The organism is Paralcaligenes ginsengisoli (assembly GCF_054781135.1).
In genome coordinates this window covers 1-16,941 of sequence record NZ_BAAGUZ010000038.1, presented here as the reverse complement: position 1 = coordinate 16,941, position 16,941 = coordinate 1, and the positions used below count along the sequence as shown (strand labels likewise).

Sequence of the window (16,941 nt, the reverse complement as noted above, 5' to 3'; positions counted from 1 at the left end):
TTCCTCCGATGCCAGATCCGCCAATATGACGGGTTTATTTGTTTACAGGCTTGAATCAAGGCCGGATTATTCGTCCGGCCGCTTTTAATATGAGTACTCTTGCTGATTGGACAGGCAGCAAGGGCATATGCGCTATTCCGGCGGCAAATGCCTGCGGCTTCGCTTCTCCGATATTCGCCAGCCCGCTTCTGTTTTGATCAATTCATCACAACAGTCCCGGATGGCTACCAAACGCAAGGCGGGAGAGCCCTGAACGGCATCGTTGTCGTACGCTGTCAAATAAAAGCAGACGCGAGCACTCGGTGGTTTCGCTTCATTGTTCAATTCCACCCGCAGATTGCTTATGATGTGGCAAGTTGTGCGGGATGCCGGCCGGGCATCGAGCGCGGCCAGGACACCTTCGGGGCCCCGCAGTTCCGCTCCCTGGCGAAGCCAGATGCCGTCAGGAGCCATCAACGCCGCCACCTCGCCATAGCGGCGCATGTCCAGGGCATAAAAAAAAGCCAGCGTGACCTGGGCGCATGCCCATTCAGTGGAATCGCCGATCAAGGGTTTCATAAAAGCAGTCCTTTCAAGCAGAGAATCAGGCAGAAGCCGCGACAAGCACGGCCTTATGCGCGGCAAGGGGTGCGGTGGCATCCCGCAGCAGAGCGGCATCGACAGGCCTGCGTTCTTCAACCCATTTGCGCGCCAGACGAAAATCACGCCCGGCATTGACGCCGATAGCGCACACCACACAGGACTGGGCATCGAGGCCGAACGCCAACAGGCAGCCTGGTTGCGCCAGAGGCCGAACAACGGTTGTTACCGACTGCGCGGCAAAACCTGAAATCTGAATCATGTTGTTGTACTGTTCCGACCAGACCAATGGGATCGGCGCATAGACAACGGGCAGGCCCAACAAGGCCCTGGCCGCGGCCACTCCTTGATCCTGGGCGTTTTGCCACGACTCCAGGCGGACGCGGCCACCGGATCTGTCATGCTCGATTACCGTTACGTCCCCTGCCGCGTATATATTCGGGTCTGAACTGCGACATTGCCCATCCACAATCACACCGCCATCGCAAGACAAACCGGCCAGGCGAGCGAGCTCATCGTTAGGCAATAAGCCCGCACCCAGTACCACGATATCGGCCGATACTTTGCGTCCGTCTGCCAGCAGCAACTGTTTTTCACCGCTCTCGCCAGCGGAGATGGCCCGCACATGCGTTCCGGTCAATATGGCCACTTCGCGAGACCGATGCAGGCCGGCCAGGTAATCGGACACTTCAGGCATAACGCTGCGACTGCATAAACGCGAAGCCGCCTCGATCACGGTTACCTGGCATCCTGCCTGCCGGGCCGTCGCAGCCACCTCAAGCCCGATCCAGCCGCCCCCTACCACCGCCAACCGTTTCCGGCCGGCACGCATGGCCAGGCCAAGACGCTTCGCATCATCCAGCGTGCGCAAGGTATATATTCCCGGCTGATCCGCTCCCGCCAAAGGCGGCACGAAAGCACGGCCGCCAGTGCATAGCAAGAGCTTGTCGTAAGGCAAGTCCGTTCCGTCGGACAACGTCACATGCCGGGCCGCCGGATCGATCCCTTGCACCTTTTTTGATGCCAGGAACGCCACGTCCAGTTCCGCCAAGGCTGAAGCGGAAAGCAATTCCGTCTGATGCGGCAGCATGCTTCCCCCCAGAACGGCCTTCGACAAGGGCGGACGTTCATAAGGAGCGTGCGGCTCATCGCCGCACAGCACGATGCGGCCTGCGTAACCCTCCGCGCGCAGGGTTCGAACTGCCCAGGCCCCGGCCTGCCCGGCACCGATTACAACGATGGTTTCGCTGCTCACGATTCGTCCGCTCGGACAAGAATCGTAGCGCCATCCACCTTGACGGAATAAACTTTCAAATCGGTGGTGACGGGCGGACACAGCGGCTTCCCGGTGGCGATATCGAATACACCTTGATGAAGAGGGCATTCGATAGTGCCGTTTTCAATATAGCCCTCCGACAGGCTGGCATTACCGTGGGGACAGCGGTCCTGGGTGGCACATACTTTCCCGTCTACCTGATACAGGCAGACCGCCTCGCCGTCCACAATGATCCGCAACGTGCCGGTATCGGGCGAAATATCCTGCATCAAGGCAACAGGCTTCCAGGCTTCAACCATGCTCATAGCTCCATCGCATTTCGGTAGAATTCATAAAAAGCCCGAATCAAGACTTCGCTGACCATATAGTCCGCCGGTTTGGTATCGCGGCCGCCCATCTCGACAACGCCGTGGTCGTTCGGGTAGCCGGTCACGCCGGTCTGCACTTGCTTGAGCATTTCACTGTCGTCCATGGAAACAAAGCCGGCCGGCCCCAGCAAGTTGGCGTGTTTCAGACGCAGGCGAGTCATTTCCTCGTCATCGTCCTCGTAGCCGTAATAGGTGAACACCAGCTCGTGGGCCGTCGGGCCGCGCGGAATGACGTGGCGCGTCTTCAGGGAGTTCGCTTGAATGCCGAACTGAGCTGCCGGAAAGACCCAGGCGCCGCCTACGCGCCCACGATTGAACTCGGCACGCGGAGTAACGGTTTCCAGATCGTGCAGCGTCAGGTCGCCGCGAAAACGCGTCATCTCCGAGGTGGCTTCCGTTACCTTCTTGCCCTCGTTGTGGGACACCATGACGCTGTGCGCACCACCGCCTGTCGGAATGCATTCCGATTTGGAGTCGGCGCGCCACAGGCCGAAGGTGATGTAAAAAGTATGAAGCAGGGTCGCGTGATAAGGATCTTTCAGATTCTCCAGGTACATCTTCCAGTTGCTGGGAATAAGCTGACGGCTGTAACCCAGCAGTTTCAGCTTTTTCCCCGGCAGCATGTGGTCGATTTCAGCCAGGACCTCATCGCCGCAATACTCGTCAAACGAAAGGGCTTCATCCGAAAACGTGGCCCAAATGGAACCGCCCCGATTGACGCTGCGCAGCTTGCGTATATTGTGCTGCTTCAGATCAAAATCGCGCGGCATCCCGCCCTTGCCCATCGCCCCGCGGCGGAAAGGCAAGCCTTGCAGGTTTCCATCCAGACTGTAGTTCCATTGGTGATAGGGGCAGGTGAAGTCCTTCACCTTGCCGGTGTTCTGCCAGCAGATCTGCGCGCCGCGATGCGCACAGCGGTTTTCCAGCACATTGATATCGCCGGCTTCGTTGCGCACCATCACGACAGGCTTGTCGCCTATCCAGTTGCGCTTGTAGCTGCCGACTTCAGGCACCTCGCATTCCAGTCCGACGTAATTCCATGTTCTCCCGGCAAAGAACACATCCATCTCTTTCTGATAGATCGCCGGGTCGGTATATACCCAGTTGGGAATGCGCGTATATCCTTCCTTGGGCCAGCGCCGTTGGATATGGATGGGTGATGACGCGGGCGCTTCGAGTTGCGCGTTGTCCTTGCAGTTCATGGCAATATCCTTAAGCGGCGCATCAGACAGGAATGATCAAAGAGTTGCGGATGCGGTAGTTGTCGTAAACGCAGTCACGGCGTTGCAGCACCAAGCCTTCCGGCGTCCGGCGCAAACGATCCAGATACCTGCCGACCATGTTCAGACTGGGCTCCTGGTCGGAAAGCGATTCCATGATTGCAAAGTTGGCCTGAGCCATGATCGCGTCGCCGTCATGGCCATTGACGCGCACGCCACTGATGAAATGGCGCAAGGCTCTGGGCTCGTATACGGTGGTTTCCTTCAATGCGGTGATCCGATCGCGCAGCATATTCTTGTTCATGCAATAGATCAGCCCCAGCGGCAGTCCCGCATCGAAATTCTCCCGGGAAATGACACGATAATGACAATCCTCGGCGAAGAACTCGATCCAGCCATCCAGGTTTTCGTCGTCCAGACATAAGGCGTAATCGTCATAAAAATCACGCAGCTCGGCGCGCAAGGCCTGTGGTGTTTGTTCAAGTGCGGCATTCATGGATGCTTCAATTCCTTCGATAATTCTGTATTGCGGTGTACAGGCAATCAGGCAGCTGTCACGAACTGGGCGCGGTTGCTTTCAAAGCCACCTTGGCTGCCCAGAGTGATAATCGGCTCTTGCAGGCGCTCTTGCCAGATCAGGGATTCCATCGCGATTTGCAATGGATGATCCTGGACTGTCAGTGCCGAGGTCGATTCGTCTCCTGAATGATGCGAATGCATTGCCCAGCCTGGCGCCGACAGAATCAAATCTCCTGTGCTCCACTCGAGGCGCTCTTTGCCGACCTGGCTATATCCCTTACCCCTGAGGTAGTAATTGATCGCCGAAGAACTGTGTCGATGCGGCACGTGATGATTGTTGGGAGGAGAACAGGAAATGGTGGCAAAAAAGCTGTGCGTCGTTCCGATGCGCCGCTCGGTGGCCGGGTTGTACAGCACGAACAGGCGCCGGCCGTTATAACCCCGGGCAAATTCCTCCACACTGGGCAAATACTCCGAAACTTTGGCCCATGGCCAATGCAGCGATTTCGATTCAAGCACGTCAATATCGATCAGCCACTCATAGCCCAGAAGCCAGGCCCCTTCTTCGGTGATCTGCTCGCGTATCGCGAGATCGCGGGCGCGGGCGGTTGCTTCGCGGTTGACCTCCGCACGCCGCGTATTCGCGTCGGCAGGCGGAATATCTCCTTCAAACTCTTCTACATAATGGACCTCGAGCTTTTCCAGCAGGGGAGCATTCGAATACGATAGCCGTACCCAAGGTTCGCGGCCGTCATTCTCGTAACTGTGAACTTGCATGGACGGGGTATTCCATACATCCCATTTCTGCATTCGAACCGATCGCCCGTCAACTCTGGCAAGCCCCGAACCGCTGATGCAAATTTCCACCATGTTCGAGTTCTTGCGCAGATTCAATGTTTTCTCGCCGGGCTTGAGCACATTGATCGTGACATCGATACCCGGTGCCAGCCCCAGGCCTGGCGCCGTCGCCTCGGGATGAGTGATCAATGATGCGCGGCGGCCATTGTCGGGTCGCGCCAAATCAATCAAGCGTTCAATTTCCAGATCGATGGCCTTTTTCGGCACCACGATCGATGGCCACATATTCTGGGGTCGGGCTTGTACACCGCTTACATCTACAAAACAAGATTTTCCATTATCCATTTCATGCACCCGCATCAAAGATTCCATATCGATAAAACCCGCTTACACCTGCGTCAGCAACAGGTTTTCGCGGGTTTGCCTGGGCAGCGAGATACCCAGGTCCCGCTGGCAGGCAAGCTCATAAGCCACCGAAGCCATGGCAAGGTCCGACAGGCCCATGCCCATGCCCTTGAAGATCGAGAAACGCGTTCCCAGCGGGCAATCCTTATTCGCCGCCAACAGATCGCTCAGAACCTTGACCTCGCCCCAGCCTTGAGGACCTGCTCCAAAATGTTCACGCAATTCACGCGAGCCGCGCTGGGCATTTTCCAGATCATCGACGACCACCAGGTCCGCTCTTTCAAACACATCTTGATGAAATTCGGCCTTGGCCGGAAGAATGGCGCCTACGGCATTCAAGTGCCGACAGTCCTTCAAATTGGCGGCATTGAGAAACGGCTCTTGCGCCCGGGTAATGACCGTGACAATGCCCGCGCCATCCAGGGCTTCCTCAAGCGTGTCGCAAGCACGCACTGGAAACGGATAGCGCGCGGCGACATTCTGTGCGAAAGCCTTGCGCTTTTCGGCGGTAGGACTGAAAACACGGACCTCATCCAGATCCTGCACGGCGGCCAGGGCGGCCAATTGAGTCACCGCCTGCGGGCCCGTGCCGATGAGTGCGGCCGTGCGAATATCGCGCGAAGCCAGTAAACGCGTAGCCACGCCGCTAATTGCCGCGGTGCGCAGCATGCCGAGCGCCCGCGCCTCGATCAGGCCCAACAGAGTGCCGTGCTGCGAATCGAAAAGACTGAAGATCGACCCCCCTCCCGACTTGGAGTACACCCATGTCTTGAATCCGGCATAGCCCTTGTTGATCATCACCGAACCCAAAGCATGCATGGAGTTGCCCTCGCCCCATGTGGTCAGCGTCTTGGGCAGATTTTTGGCCTCGCCACGGCCTTGTGCAGCCAACATATCCTCGAGCGCATCGATCGCGCGACGGATATCCAGGGTTGAAACCACATCCTGTTCCGTCAGATACCGGATTCCTTCACTCATAAAACCTTCCTGCTTGTATGTTGATTGGCCTGCGGCTCGTCGACGACGGGATTGCTCAGGCGCCCAATGCCGGAGATGGTCAGTTCCAGCACATCGCCCTGCTTCATGAATAGGGGTGGCGCACGCATCGAGCCCACTCCCTCGGGTGTCCCGGTGGCAATCACGTCCCCGGGCGACAAGGGTGTGAAAGTGCTTATATAGGCAATCAGTTCCGGAATCGGGAAAATAAGATCCGACAGCTCGCCCATCTGTACTTCCATGCCGTTCAATCGGGTTTGAAGCGTGAGTGCGGACGGATCGGGAATCTCGTCGGAGGTCACCATCCAGGGCCCCATGGACCCACTGCCGGCAAAATTCTTTCCCGGCGTGACCTGCGCATTGTGTTTCTGAAAATCGCGCACGGAATTCTCGGCCAGGCAGGTATAGCCGGCGACATGAGCCAGGGCATCATCACGTGCGATATGGCGGCCGGCCTTGCCGATGACTACCGCCAACTCGCCTTCAAAATCAAATTTGTGCGACGCCCATGGACGGATGATGGAAGCTCCATGCCCAACGAATGAGTCGGCAAAGCGCACGAACAAGGACGGATACCGCGGCAGCTCGCGACCGGTTTCCCGTATGTGGCGCCCATAATTCAAGCCCACGCACAAGATCTTTCCAGGTACGGGCACAGGTGGCAGCCATTGCAGCGCATCCACGGGCAAACGCATGGCCGTGGACTCGATCGCCCGCTTAATGGCGGGTAATCCGGCGGCGATCCCCTGCCGGATATCGGGCCATACCGAGTCCAGCGGCACAACAACCTCATTTTCGACCGCCCCCCACCCTATGCCGGAGTCGCCGCGAAAGCTTGCCAATTTCATTTTGTCTCCATCCGGATGGGCCAACCGAAGCCATCTGTGATTCAATGGCCCACGGGTAAATTGCATGCATTAGACCCGCATTATCTGGCCTCGTTGCTTATAAAATCAATTATTGCATGCAATTTATCCAAATATCAAGCTTTTCTTGTTGCCAGAAAACAAAATGCATGCAATTAAGAACTACACTAAGCTCTTATTGCATTTCCCCATTCAAAAGGAAAATATGGCCGCACAAATCGACCGCGTCGTCTCTGAACTCAGGGCCATGATGGTTTCCGGCGAGCTTCAGCCCGGAGAACGCATCATCGAATTGCAGTTTTCGTCCCGGCTGGGCGTATCGCGCACCCCGCTGCGGCTGGCTCTGGCCGAACTGGAAAAGGAAGGGCTACTGGAAAGGCTGCCTTCTCGCGGTTTTCGAGTACGGGCTTTTTCGGTCGAAGACATTGCCGACGCTGTCGATGTTCGAGGAGTCCTGGAAGGCATGGCTGCTCGTCTGATCGCGGAACGGGGCCCATCGCACACCTGGCTGGAGCAAATGCAGGCTGTCGTGGAGCAGGGCAAAAAGCTGCTCGAAAGCGCTATCGTGAACCCCCGCACAACCGTGGACGCGCTGGCCTGGGGCCAGATAAACCGCAGCTTTCACGAGCTTCTGGTTCAGGAAGCCAACAACCGGGCCCTGACCTCGGCGCTCGAGCACAACAATAAAACGCCGTTGACGGGCCCCGCCGCATTAACCCTGCCCATTACTCCGACTTTTCTGGAAACGTCATTTGTATTGCGAGCCCAGGCGGACCACGAAGATCTGGTGCAGGCCATTACCCGCAGGGAAGCGGCGCGTGCGGAAAACATCATGCGCGAGCACGCTTACCGCAGCCGCGAAAACAAGCGCCAGCTCATCGAACAAATACGCCAGGTACGTTCGGGAAAGTCGAGCGCAGAACCTTCAACGACACCGCTGCTCGGCCTGAACCTGACGGTTGCATAAGGAAGAAACCGTCAATATGTCGACGCGCAATGGCCGCCGGTGGGAGCCTGGCCGGAGCCGGCGGCAATTAGCGGCGGCTCCGTGCGAAAATCGATGGGACGGGAAACCGCCCAGTCCCAACTGAAAAAGGCCAGCAGCAGCACCCAGAACAGAACGATAAAAATAGGTCTTTTCACGATCGGCCCTAAAACTTCAGGTAACGGCGCACACGTACGCCGATCAAAGTACCGCCAAACGCCATCGGCACCCAGATCCAGCCATGCACGCTGCCCGTGGAAATGCCGCTGACCATCGCCCCGATATTGCAGCCAAAAGCCAGCCGCGAGCTATAGCCCATGAGGAAGCCGGCGATCAGCCCTACCGTCCACTGCACGCCAGTGAGGGGCGCCGCCAGGGCTTGTGTCGGCAATTTGCGGGCCGAGATGAACAAGGCGCCCGCCAGAATGCCGATATTGGTAATCGAGGTCACGTCCAGAAACACCGATTGCGACAAGCGTTCCAAATTGCCTGGCTCGCTCCAGAAATGGTTGGCAAGAGGGTTAAAAGCGCCGAGCGCGGTGGCCACTTTGGCGCCCCATAAGCCAAAGCCATACACAATGCCCCAGGGCTGGCCGGCAATCAGCAAGTTCAAGGCGGCCAGCACCGCCAGGCCAATGGCGCCGATACACAGACGGCGATCGAACCACGACGCCGACCTGCCCGACCATCGCAGGGCCGCCCAGCCAAAAGCGATCAGGCCCAGGCACGTAATACCAAACGCTTCCAGCGGGCCGAATTGCGCCACCAGGCCGAACGGTTTCAGGCTGCCCAGATCGAGCCAGCTATTGAGTTGCGCCGAACCAAAAAAGCTCCCGGCCGCAAAAAGCGGCAGGATGGCCATGTTCAATGGAATGCCGAGACCCGCCTTGTACAGCGTGCCGGAACCGCAGCCGTCGGCGATCTGCATCGACAGGCCGAATACAAAAGCGCCTATCAGCAGGCTGAAACTGGGTGGACCAAGCGCCGCGCCCAACTCTGGAAATTTTGCCAGCAAGGGCATCGATAGCGCGGCGGCTACGGCCAATAGCAATAATTGCGCCATCACGCCGCGCGGATCACGGTGTTCGATCAATCTCCGCCAACCGGTGGTAAACCCGAAGCGCGTGCCGGCCAGAAAACCTCCCAAGCCCACACCGACCAGAAAAAGAACGGCCTGGCGTATGGACACAAACCACACCAGGCTGACAAAAAAGGCGGCCATGACGGCCGCTATCGGGAAGCGCTTCATTAAGATTTTCAGTTGAAAAAGTTTTGCCCGGATTGATTTTACGAACCGCTATGACCTGCCCAGCCAGGCTTTCAGGTCCATGATGATCTGCTTACCGCGACCAGGGACATTGTCCATGGGCAGAGACGCCGACGCCTGGGTCCAGTCCACCAGGGAAGCCGGATAGAGCTTCACATTTTTCTGACCGACGACTTCAGACAGGGCGAACCAGTCGGTAGCGGCCCAATGCCCGGTATTGCAAAACGAGATCGTTTCGTCTGCCGGCTTGGGTTCGGAACGTGCCGCAATCTTTTTAGCCTCTTCGGGAGACACAAAAATCGACGTGCCCGGCTTGAACCATTTGCTGTTTTCCAAATTGATCGCATTGTGGATAGTGCCGGCAACCTTGGCAGCCGGAGCCCGAACGTCGCCCAGGAAATAATTGGCCGGGCGGGCATCGATCAGGCGTGTTTTCGGATTGTCGACCTGAGCGGCAACGTGTTCGCGGGTGGCAATCAGGCTTTGATCCAGCGTCGGCGTATATGTGCTGGCCGCAACGCTGGCCACCGTCTGATTTTGCGGCAGCGCAGCACCCGCCCACGCCTTGACCCCGCCATTCAGAATCGACAAGTTGGTCAATCCCAGATATTTCAACGTCCAATAGACCCGTGCGGAACCGCCGAAATCGGTGGAATCGGCGCCGGAAGAAACAACCACGGCATGGCTGTCCGCGTTCAGCCCAAGCCCTTGCACCAGAGAGGTCAATTTAGCCAAAGGCGGCAACTGGCCGGGATTGGATGCGGGGCCGCGCCATTGCGCATAAGGCGCCGACAACGCCCCGGGGATATGGTTGGCCTTGTAGGCTGGGGCCGGGCGTATATCGATGACACGCACCGAGGGATCGGCCAGCAATGTATTGAGCTCGGGCGGAGTGACCAGCGGGGTAGCCGCAAAGCTGACAGTGGCCACGCTGAACATCGCTACAGATACGGCAATCGATGAGAATAACTTCATTTGGAAATACCCAGCAATAGGAAACCGACCATTATCATGGCAGATAATATTCCCACATGGAACTACAGTCTAATTATTTGTTAATGCAAAACAGCCTGTTCGCAAACGGGCTTTTGACCATAAAAATCCCGTTTAACATGGGATTCCGATACAACAACGCAAATGCAGGCGTACCCATGGACACAAACGTAATCGCCGCAATGGCCCGCTGGCCCGATGTGCCCGACGTTTTCGGCTGGTTGTCGCTGTCGGAACGCGGGGCATGGCGCCTGCACCCCAGAGGCGACGCACTGCAGGACGCCACCGACGCGGGAGAAGCCATTTCCAGCCCCCAGATCCTGCAATTCATCGGGCGCAATTATGCCGGCGACGAACAAGGGCGCTGGTTTTTCCAGAATGGCCCCCAGCGCGTATTTGTGCGCCTGGATGCGGCGCCCTATATTTTGCAAACCCTGGGCGCGCCGCCTGCCCTGCAGACGCACAACGGGCTGAGCCTGGCCGCCATTCGCGCCTGGTGGCTGGATGACTCGGGCCGACTGTATGCGCAAACCGAATACGGTCCCGGACTGGTGGCGGGACGCGACCTGTCGACGGTACTCGATGCCCTGCGCACCGCCGACAATCGGCCTCTGGCGGAAATTCTGGAGCAAAGCAACAGAGCGCAAACCATCACCGTCCAGCCATGGCCCCTGCCTGCGGCAGAAGCCAAAATCGCCGCCATTTCAGCCGATTGCGGCGTTGCCGGCGAATATCCCATCGCCCTGAATTTCTGTGCCGCCCAGGACATCCCCGGGCAATTAGGGTTTCAGCGCTACCCGGCCCCGGCTCAGATTCGGTAGAATCTGGGCATGACAGCGCACGCACCTTCTTTTTATTTCCCCGCCCCCCGGACGCAAAAATTTTGCAGCCAGTGCGGCGCCCCCCTCACATACATGACTCCCCCCGACGACAACCGTCAGCGCGATGTTTGCGAAAACTGCGGAGCGGTGCATTACCAGAATCCGCGCAACGTCGTCGGCGTGCTGCCGATCTGGGAAGACAAAATCCTGCTGTGCCGCCGCGCCATCGAACCCCGTTATAACAAATGGACTCTACCCGCCGGCTTTATGGAACTGGGCGAAACCACGGCGCAGGGCGCAGTACGCGAAACCGACGAGGAAGCCGGCGTCCAGATCGAACTGGGGCCGCTTTATACGGTCATTGATGTCCCTCATGCCGAACAGGTTCACTTTTTTTATCTGGCCAGGGTGCTCAACCCCAATCTCGATCCCGGCCCGGAAACCCTCGAGGCCAGGTTTTTCGCCACGCACGAAATCCCCTGGGATGAGCTGTCGTTCCGCACCGTCATTACAACCCTGAAGCATTATCTGGACGACAGGGAAAAAGGAACCTTTCCCATTCATCACTACGATATTCCTCTCCCCGACAGCCCTCTGTACAAATAGGCCGAGGCCGAATCGTGCAAGCTCCGGTCTGGCTTGACAGTTCCACGCCATTGCCCCATCCCAGCCTGGCGCTCCCCGACGGACTCCTGGCGGTTGGCGGCGATCTGTCGATCGCGCGCCTGACCGAAGCCTATTCAAAGGGAATATTTCCCTGGTTCAACGAAGGCGACCCGGTTCTCTGGTGGAGCCTCGACCCGCGCATGGTGCTGCCTTGTGCGGAGTTTTCCCCGTCGCACTCGCTGCGCAAGAAATTGCGTCAGCTGGGCCGTGCCGAAACGACATCGCACGCCTCGGTTCAGATCCGTGTGGATACCGCCTTCGCCGATGTCATGGCGGCATGCGCGGCCCCCCGGTCGACACAAGCCGGCACCTGGATCTCGCCTGACATCCAGGCCGCATATTTCGACTGGCATCAGGCGGGGCAGGTCCACAGCGTCGAAACATGGATGGATGGCCAACTGGTCGGCGGCCTGTACGGGGTAAGCCTGGGCGGTATCTTTTGCGGAGAATCGATGTTCAGCCTGATCAGCGATGCATCCAAACTGGCCCTGGCTTATCTCGTGAGATTCCTGATTCGCAACAATGTACGACGCATCGATTGCCAGCAGCAGACGAGGCATCTGGCCAGCCTGGGCGCCCGGCCGATCAAACGCGCCGATTTTCTGCTCGACCTCGAACAGGCCATGCGCTTACCGTCTCCGCCCTGGACACCGGGCCGCCTTCTTCAATCGGGAGAACTTGCTCCGCGATAGGCAAAAACGCATAATGGCCTTGCGACATACTGCAGAGCCCCGTCATGAGCCATCCAACCGAACTATCGTTTAAAACCCTGCAGTTTTATGCGACTGCGCCCTACCCCTGCAGCTATCTGCCGGACCGCGAAGCCCGTTCACAGGTTGCGGCGCCCTCGCATCTGATCGATAGCGCCACCTATTCTCGCCTGGTCGAACAAGGCTTCCGGCGCAGCGGCCTGTTTACTTACCGCCCCCATTGCGATGCATGCCGCGCCTGTATTTCAATACGCGTCGATACTCGACAATTCCAGCCCAACCGTACGCAGCGCAAGGTATGGAACCGCCACCGGAATCTGCAAAGCCGTATCCTGCCCTTGCACTGGGAGGCCGAACATTTCGACCTGTACCAACGCTATCAGGCGGGCCGTCATCCCGGCGCCGGGATGGACGAAGACAGCCAGGCCCAATACACGCAATTCCTGCTGACCAGCCGGGTCGATTCCAGGCTGGTCGAATTCCGAGCGCCGACGGGGCAGTTGCTGATGGTGTCAATGATCGACATTCTCGCAAGCGGCCTGTCCTCGGTGTATACGTTTTTCGACCCGGACGCGGCAGGCAGCCTGGGCACTTACGGCGTGCTCTGGCAGATCGAACAATGCAAAAGCATGGATCTGCCCTGGCTGTACCTGGGATACTGGATCGGTCAAAGCCGCAAAATGGCGTATAAATCGCAGTTCAAGCCTTATCAAATCCTGCAGCACGCAGTGTGGGCCGAACCGGCCGAACTGTAAGAACCGCTGATTGAACGGCATGCCTGCTTCCCATGCATCCACAATCCGGCCGACCGAGAACCCGCTTACACACCGGCGGATCGCACGCGCTGGCGCTTTGCGGTCCAGGCCCACCAGAAAGTCATCAATGCGGCGGTTGCCAGCAAGGGCATGGTAACCACGTTCAATCCTTGCCATCCGTAAAATTCCAGCAATGGACCGGCACTCAGTGTGGCAATGGCCGTTACCCCATAACGAATCAGCTCTGCGATGCCCTGCACTTTGGCGCGTTCTCGAGGCCGATAAGATTCGGCCAATAAGGCAGTGCCGCCCACAAACATGAAGTTCCAGCCTACGCCCAAACACAACAGTGCAACATAAAACGCAATCAAATGAGTGGACGAAATCGCCACGATTCCGCATGCAGCGCTCAAGAGCATGCCGGCATACAACACACGAGCCAAGCCGAATCGCTTGATCAGCTTGCCGGCAAAAAGCGACGGGCCGTACATACCGATTAAATGCCACTGGATAATATTGGCGCCTTGATCTATGGAATGATGACTGGCCACTGCGGCCAGCGGTGCCGCCGTCATGGCCAGCATCATGACGGCACTGCCAATAACATTGCTTGCAACGGCCGCCATGAAAATCGGCGTACGCATCACCACGCCCAAGGGGCGAACCGGCTCGTCGCTTTGAACGGAAGGTGCCGCTTGCGGCTCGATATCCCGATAGCCCGCAAAAACAATCAGGCTGGAAAGCAGCGCAAAAACAAAGACGGCAAGATAAGAGCCGGCAAACAGCACGGGCAGGATGTCTTTGCTCCATGCCGCAACCAGCGGCCCCACTATTGCGGCAATGACACCACCTGCCAGAACCGTTGAAATGACTTTGGCCTTGTATTCCGAGGAAACTGAATCGGCGGCGGCCAGACGGTAGTATTGGGCAAATGCCTGAAACACGCCAACGGCCGAAGTGCCGACGCAAAACAGGGCGAAACTGCCATGCAGCACTGCCCACACCGAAATCAAACCGCCCAGCGCGCCGACGGATGAACCGAGCGCAAACCCCTTGCGGCGCCCTATCTTCTGCATCAGAAATGAGGCCACCAGAGTCACCGCGGCGCCCGATACCGTGATCATGGCAAAAGGCAGCGTTGCCAGGGATTTATCGGAAGCAAGCTGATACCCGGTTAATCCGGTGAGCGTCAGGTCAATCGAGACTGCCGCGGTATACAGCGCCTGCGCGATCGCCAAAATGCGGGCATTGCGCCGCCCCACGGCACCATCGGCCTTTTCATTCATGGTTTTCCTGCCGCTCGGGCGGCCTGCCTGTTTTTGGAGGAGTGAACACTTTCACGGATCAGGCCGAATGCCGGCTGCCGTTCAAATGGCTTGATGACTGAAGTGTGCCATGCGAAGATATGTCTTTAACGACATATAACCCTTATTCCAAGCCATCATGCGCACGATCGGTTTTCTGGTGTTTCCATCCTTCAATCTTCTTGACCTGTCGGGGCCATTGGCCGCGTTCGATGCGCCGAACAGGCTCTTGAGCCCACGCCCTTACGACATCAGCGTTGTTTCCGAAACCGGAGGGTGTGTGACGAGTTCTTCGGGCGTCCAGGTCATGACTCGCAAAATCGATGATGCGGCATTCGATACGGCGATCATCTGCGGCGGTGGCGGTACATTCGGCACATTCGATTGTTCTGCGCTGTATGCCTTTGCGCAACACGCCGGCGGGAATTCCCGCCGGGTGGCCAGCGTGTGCACGGGCGCTTTCATTCTGGCCGGCGCCGGCCTGCTCGACGGTAGGCGAGCCACCACGCACTGGCGCAAGGCGTCGGACTTGCAGCGAAATTATCCGCGGGTGCGGGTCGACGCCGATCGCATTTTCATCAAGGATGGCCCCATATGGACGTCGGCGGGCATCACAGCGGGGATTGATCTGGCACTGGCCCTGATCGAGGAAGACCTTGGCGCCGACGATGCGCGTGCCGTGGCGCGCGAACTGGTCGTCTATTATCGGCGGCACGGCGGCCAATCGCAATTTTCCACGCTACTTGAACTGAGCCCCGATTCAGAGCGTATTGCCCGTGCACTGCGTTTTGCCCGGGAGCATATGCACGAGAACATCTCGATCGATCACCTGGCGGAAATCGCGTGTTTCAGCCGCAGGCAGTTTGACCGCGCATTCATGAACGAAACCGGGCAATCTCCGGCAAAAGCTATTGAAAGGCTGCGAGCCGATGCGGCGCGTGCCCGGGTGGAAACGGGGTCGGAACCTATCGAAGCCATCGCGCGGTCCGTCGGATTTTCAGATCCGGAAAGAATGCGCCGCGCGTTCATTCGCGTATTCGGCCAACCTCCCCAGGCTCTGCGGCGCACCGGCAGGACAGACTCCACGCACAGCTGGTCGCGCGCAGCACAATAGATCAGCCGGCAAGCCATGCCTGGGTTACCCGCGGATGATATTATGAGCGGTCCCCTCTGCCCTGCCCAAGACGGCATCACAACCGCTTAACATCGCCATGTCATTTCTATTCAATTCGTATTCGATGGCTCGCCCGGCCCTGTTTTCCCTGGATGCCGAAACCGCCCACGAAGTTACGCTGGCATCCTTGCAAAAGGCCTACGACTGTCGCCTTACCCGTGGCTTGCTGAGCGATCAGCCGCGCCTGCCGCGCTCTCTCATGGGATTGACTCTGCGCAACCCGGTCGGCCTGGCGGCCGGCCTGGACAAAAATGGTGCTCACATTGACGCGCTTGGAAACCTGGGCTTTGGCTTTGTTGAAGTCGGAACCGTTACTCCGAAGGCGCAGCCGGGCAATCCCAAGCCGCGCATGTATCGGCTGCCGCGGGCCCAGGCCCTGATCAACCGCCTGGGCTTCAACAATCTAGGCCTGGCAACGTTTATCGATAATGTGCAAAAAAGCCAATGGCGCAAACAGGGCGGAATTTTAGGACTGAACATAGGCAAGAACGCCAATACGCCCATCGAACGGGCCGTGGACGATTATCTGCTGGGGCTTGAAGGGGTCTACCCCCATGCCGACTACATTACCGTCAATATTTCCTCGCCCAATACCCAGAACCTGCGCAGCCTGCAGGGCCAGGACGAACTGGCCGGACTGCTGCAGGCCCTACGGGAAAAACGCAAGGCCCTTGCCGACCGGCACGGCCGGCAAGTCCCGCTGGTGGTGAAAATCGCCCCCGACCTGACTACCGAACAAATCGACGTCATTGCCGACACGTTGCCGCGCTACGAAGTCGATGGCGTCATCGCCACCAATACCACGCTGTCGCGCGAAGCCGTGCAAGGCTTGCCGCATGCGGCCGAAACCGGGGGCCTGTCGGGACCGCCGGTGCACGCCCTGTCGCTGGCCGTCATAAGCCGACTCAGACAGCAGCTTGGCGCCTCGTTTGCGATTATCGGTGTTGGCGGCATTGTCTCAGGCAAGGAAGCGCAAGAAAAAATGGCGGCGGGAGCCAATGCGGTGCAGCTTTATACCGGTCTGATCTACCGCGGCCCGGCGCTCATAGGCGAGTGCGTCCGTGCGCTGTCTTAGCGCAGTGTTGGTTCCAGTGTTTACTGCGCTGAATGTGCTTCAGTGACTTTGTTTTGAGCCGTTTTTAGGCTTGGGGTGTGAATTTGGGCTGTGTATTGGTGTGTGGGCGGCGGTTAATTCTATAAAGACGCCGCAGGGTGGGCGGTGCTGTGCAGTCCGGCACG

General features: G+C 58.2%; 19 protein-coding genes. 7 read left to right on the top strand and 12 right to left on the bottom strand.

All coding sequences use genetic code 11. The features are described 5' to 3' along the window. Window positions 1–132: 132 nt before the first annotated feature. The 8 genes from ACYVIS_RS18005 to ACYVIS_RS17970 all read right to left on the bottom strand — a co-directional run bounded on the left by ACYVIS_RS18005 (window position 133) and on the right by ACYVIS_RS17970 (window position 7,009). A complete protein-coding gene (locus tag ACYVIS_RS18005) occupies window positions 133–558 on the bottom strand; it encodes a nuclear transport factor 2 family protein (protein ID WP_460874643.1) in 426 nt (141 codons plus the stop codon). A 25-nt stretch (window positions 559–583) separates the two neighbouring features. Next, window positions 584–1,837 carry an NAD(P)/FAD-dependent oxidoreductase gene (locus ACYVIS_RS18000; protein WP_370636005.1) on the bottom strand — a complete coding sequence of 418 codons (1,254 nt, stop codon included), beginning with the start codon at window positions 1,835–1,837 and terminating at the stop codon, window positions 584–586. Then, complete coding sequence (locus tag ACYVIS_RS17995) at window positions 1,831–2,154, bottom strand: non-heme iron oxygenase ferredoxin subunit (RefSeq protein WP_370635840.1); 324 nt, start codon at window positions 2,152–2,154, stop codon at window positions 1,831–1,833. The genes ACYVIS_RS18000 and ACYVIS_RS17995 overlap by 7 nt, the downstream gene beginning before the upstream one ends. Window positions 2,155–2,156: 2 nt before the next feature. After that, window positions 2,157–3,425 (bottom strand): aromatic ring-hydroxylating dioxygenase subunit alpha, encoded by a 1,269-nt coding sequence (locus tag ACYVIS_RS17990; protein WP_232740840.1) that lies wholly within the window; start codon window positions 3,423–3,425, stop codon window positions 2,157–2,159. Window positions 3,426–3,447: 22 nt separating this feature from the next. Next, a complete protein-coding gene (locus ACYVIS_RS17985; RefSeq protein WP_232740841.1) occupies window positions 3,448–3,939 on the bottom strand; it encodes an aromatic-ring-hydroxylating dioxygenase subunit beta in 492 nt (163 codons plus the stop codon). A gap of 47 nt (window positions 3,940–3,986) precedes the next feature. After that, window positions 3,987–5,045 (bottom strand): cupin domain-containing protein, encoded by a 1,059-nt coding sequence (locus tag ACYVIS_RS17980; RefSeq protein ID WP_232740842.1) that lies wholly within the window; start codon window positions 5,043–5,045, stop codon window positions 3,987–3,989. A gap of 102 nt (window positions 5,046–5,147) precedes the next feature. Beyond that, window positions 5,148–6,143: an ornithine cyclodeaminase family protein gene (locus ACYVIS_RS17975; protein ID WP_460874642.1), complete on the bottom strand. Its 996-nt coding sequence runs from the start codon at window positions 6,141–6,143 to the stop codon at window positions 5,148–5,150. Then, a complete protein-coding gene (locus tag ACYVIS_RS17970; RefSeq protein WP_232740844.1) occupies window positions 6,140–7,009 on the bottom strand; it encodes a fumarylacetoacetate hydrolase family protein in 870 nt (289 codons plus the stop codon). The genes ACYVIS_RS17975 and ACYVIS_RS17970 overlap by 4 nt, the downstream gene beginning before the upstream one ends. A 223-nt stretch (window positions 7,010–7,232) precedes the next feature. Between ACYVIS_RS17970 and ACYVIS_RS17965 the strand changes: the two genes are divergently transcribed. Further along, window positions 7,233–7,994, top strand: coding sequence for a GntR family transcriptional regulator (locus ACYVIS_RS17965; protein WP_232740845.1), 762 nt, complete (start codon window positions 7,233–7,235; stop codon window positions 7,992–7,994). A gap of 11 nt (window positions 7,995–8,005) precedes the next feature. On the opposite strand, the gene ACYVIS_RS17960 is transcribed toward ACYVIS_RS17965, so the two are convergent. Genes ACYVIS_RS17960 through ACYVIS_RS17950 form a run of 3 tightly spaced genes read right to left on the bottom strand, consistent with a single transcriptional unit; the run spans window position 8,006 to window position 10,254 of the window. Next, complete coding sequence (locus ACYVIS_RS17960; RefSeq protein WP_232740846.1) at window positions 8,006–8,170, bottom strand: hypothetical protein; 165 nt, start codon at window positions 8,168–8,170, stop codon at window positions 8,006–8,008. Window positions 8,171–8,178: 8 nt separating this feature from the next. After that, window positions 8,179–9,261, bottom strand: coding sequence for a YeeE/YedE thiosulfate transporter family protein (locus tag ACYVIS_RS17955; RefSeq protein ID WP_460874641.1), 1,083 nt, complete (start codon window positions 9,259–9,261; stop codon window positions 8,179–8,181). A gap of 48 nt (window positions 9,262–9,309) precedes the next feature. Then, entirely contained in the window at window positions 9,310–10,254 is a 945-nt protein-coding gene (locus ACYVIS_RS17950) for a sulfurtransferase (RefSeq protein ID WP_232740848.1), read from the bottom strand. A gap of 176 nt (window positions 10,255–10,430) precedes the next feature. Here ACYVIS_RS17950 and ACYVIS_RS17945 point away from each other — a divergent pair, with 176 nt between their 5' ends. Genes ACYVIS_RS17945 through ACYVIS_RS17930 form a run of 4 tightly spaced genes read left to right on the top strand, consistent with a single transcriptional unit; the run spans window position 10,431 to window position 13,224 of the window. Continuing rightward, window positions 10,431–11,093: a DUF2946 family protein gene (locus ACYVIS_RS17945; protein WP_460874640.1), complete on the top strand. Its 663-nt coding sequence runs from the start codon at window positions 10,431–10,433 to the stop codon at window positions 11,091–11,093. A 9-nt stretch (window positions 11,094–11,102) separates the two neighbouring features. Continuing rightward, complete coding sequence (locus ACYVIS_RS17940; protein WP_460874639.1) at window positions 11,103–11,699, top strand: NUDIX hydrolase; 597 nt, start codon at window positions 11,103–11,105, stop codon at window positions 11,697–11,699. Window positions 11,700–11,713: 14 nt separating this feature from the next. Next, window positions 11,714–12,451 (top strand): leucyl/phenylalanyl-tRNA--protein transferase, encoded by a 738-nt coding sequence (gene aat, locus ACYVIS_RS17935; protein WP_232740851.1) that lies wholly within the window; start codon window positions 11,714–11,716, stop codon window positions 12,449–12,451. 44 nt (window positions 12,452–12,495) lie between these two features. Beyond that, a complete protein-coding gene (locus ACYVIS_RS17930; protein WP_232740852.1) occupies window positions 12,496–13,224 on the top strand; it encodes an arginyltransferase in 729 nt (242 codons plus the stop codon). Window positions 13,225–13,289: 65 nt separating this feature from the next. Here ACYVIS_RS17930 and ACYVIS_RS17925 read toward each other — a convergent pair whose 3' ends face one another. Further along, a complete protein-coding gene (locus ACYVIS_RS17925) occupies window positions 13,290–14,510 on the bottom strand; it encodes an MFS transporter (protein ID WP_232740853.1) in 1,221 nt (406 codons plus the stop codon). Between the two features lie 157 nt (window positions 14,511–14,667). Here ACYVIS_RS17925 and ACYVIS_RS17920 point away from each other — a divergent pair, with 157 nt between their 5' ends. Both ACYVIS_RS17920 and ACYVIS_RS17915 read left to right on the top strand, forming a co-directional pair. Further along, window positions 14,668–15,642 carry a GlxA family transcriptional regulator gene (locus ACYVIS_RS17920; protein ID WP_460874638.1) on the top strand — a complete coding sequence of 325 codons (975 nt, stop codon included), beginning with the start codon at window positions 14,668–14,670 and terminating at the stop codon, window positions 15,640–15,642. A gap of 97 nt (window positions 15,643–15,739) precedes the next feature. Then, window positions 15,740–16,777, top strand: coding sequence for a quinone-dependent dihydroorotate dehydrogenase (locus ACYVIS_RS17915; protein WP_232740855.1), 1,038 nt, complete (start codon window positions 15,740–15,742; stop codon window positions 16,775–16,777). Window positions 16,778–16,941: the final 164 nt, after the last annotated feature.

Bases quoted from the DNA above. Each gene is read 5' to 3' on its own strand.
- ACYVIS_RS17940 (WP_460874639.1), top strand. From the start codon at position 11,103: ATGACAGCGCACGCACCTTCTTTTTATTTCCCCGCCCCCCGGACGCAA.
- ACYVIS_RS17980 (WP_232740842.1), bottom strand. From the start codon at position 5,045: ATGTGGCCATCGATCGTGGTGCCGAAAAAGGCCATCGATCTGGAAATT.
- ACYVIS_RS17915 (WP_232740855.1), top strand. From the start codon at position 15,740: ATGTCATTTCTATTCAATTCGTATTCGATGGCTCGCCCGGCCCTGTTT.
- ACYVIS_RS17990 (WP_232740840.1), bottom strand. From the start codon at position 3,425: ATGAACTGCAAGGACAACGCGCAACTCGAAGCGCCCGCGTCATCACCC.
- ACYVIS_RS17970 (WP_232740844.1), bottom strand. From the start codon at position 7,009: ATGAAATTGGCAAGCTTTCGCGGCGACTCCGGCATAGGGTGGGGGGCG.
- ACYVIS_RS18005 (WP_460874643.1), bottom strand. From the start codon at position 558: ATGAAACCCTTGATCGGCGATTCCACTGAATGGGCATGCGCCCAGGTC.
- ACYVIS_RS17985 (WP_232740841.1), bottom strand. From the start codon at position 3,939: ATGAATGCCGCACTTGAACAAACACCACAGGCCTTGCGCGCCGAGCTG.
- ACYVIS_RS17925 (WP_232740853.1), bottom strand. From the start codon at position 14,510: ATGAATGAAAAGGCCGATGGTGCCGTGGGGCGGCGCAATGCCCGCATT.
- ACYVIS_RS17945 (WP_460874640.1), top strand. From the start codon at position 10,431: ATGGACACAAACGTAATCGCCGCAATGGCCCGCTGGCCCGATGTGCCC.
- ACYVIS_RS17920 (WP_460874638.1), top strand. From the start codon at position 14,668: ATGCGCACGATCGGTTTTCTGGTGTTTCCATCCTTCAATCTTCTTGAC.
- ACYVIS_RS17950 (WP_232740848.1), bottom strand. From the start codon at position 10,254: ATGAAGTTATTCTCATCGATTGCCGTATCTGTAGCGATGTTCAGCGTG.
- ACYVIS_RS17965 (WP_232740845.1), top strand. From the start codon at position 7,233: ATGGCCGCACAAATCGACCGCGTCGTCTCTGAACTCAGGGCCATGATG.
- ACYVIS_RS17930 (WP_232740852.1), top strand. From the start codon at position 12,496: ATGAGCCATCCAACCGAACTATCGTTTAAAACCCTGCAGTTTTATGCG.
- ACYVIS_RS17955 (WP_460874641.1), bottom strand. From the start codon at position 9,261: ATGAAGCGCTTCCCGATAGCGGCCGTCATGGCCGCCTTTTTTGTCAGC.
- ACYVIS_RS17975 (WP_460874642.1), bottom strand. From the start codon at position 6,143: ATGAGTGAAGGAATCCGGTATCTGACGGAACAGGATGTGGTTTCAACC.
- ACYVIS_RS17995 (WP_370635840.1), bottom strand. From the start codon at position 2,154: ATGGTTGAAGCCTGGAAGCCTGTTGCCTTGATGCAGGATATTTCGCCC.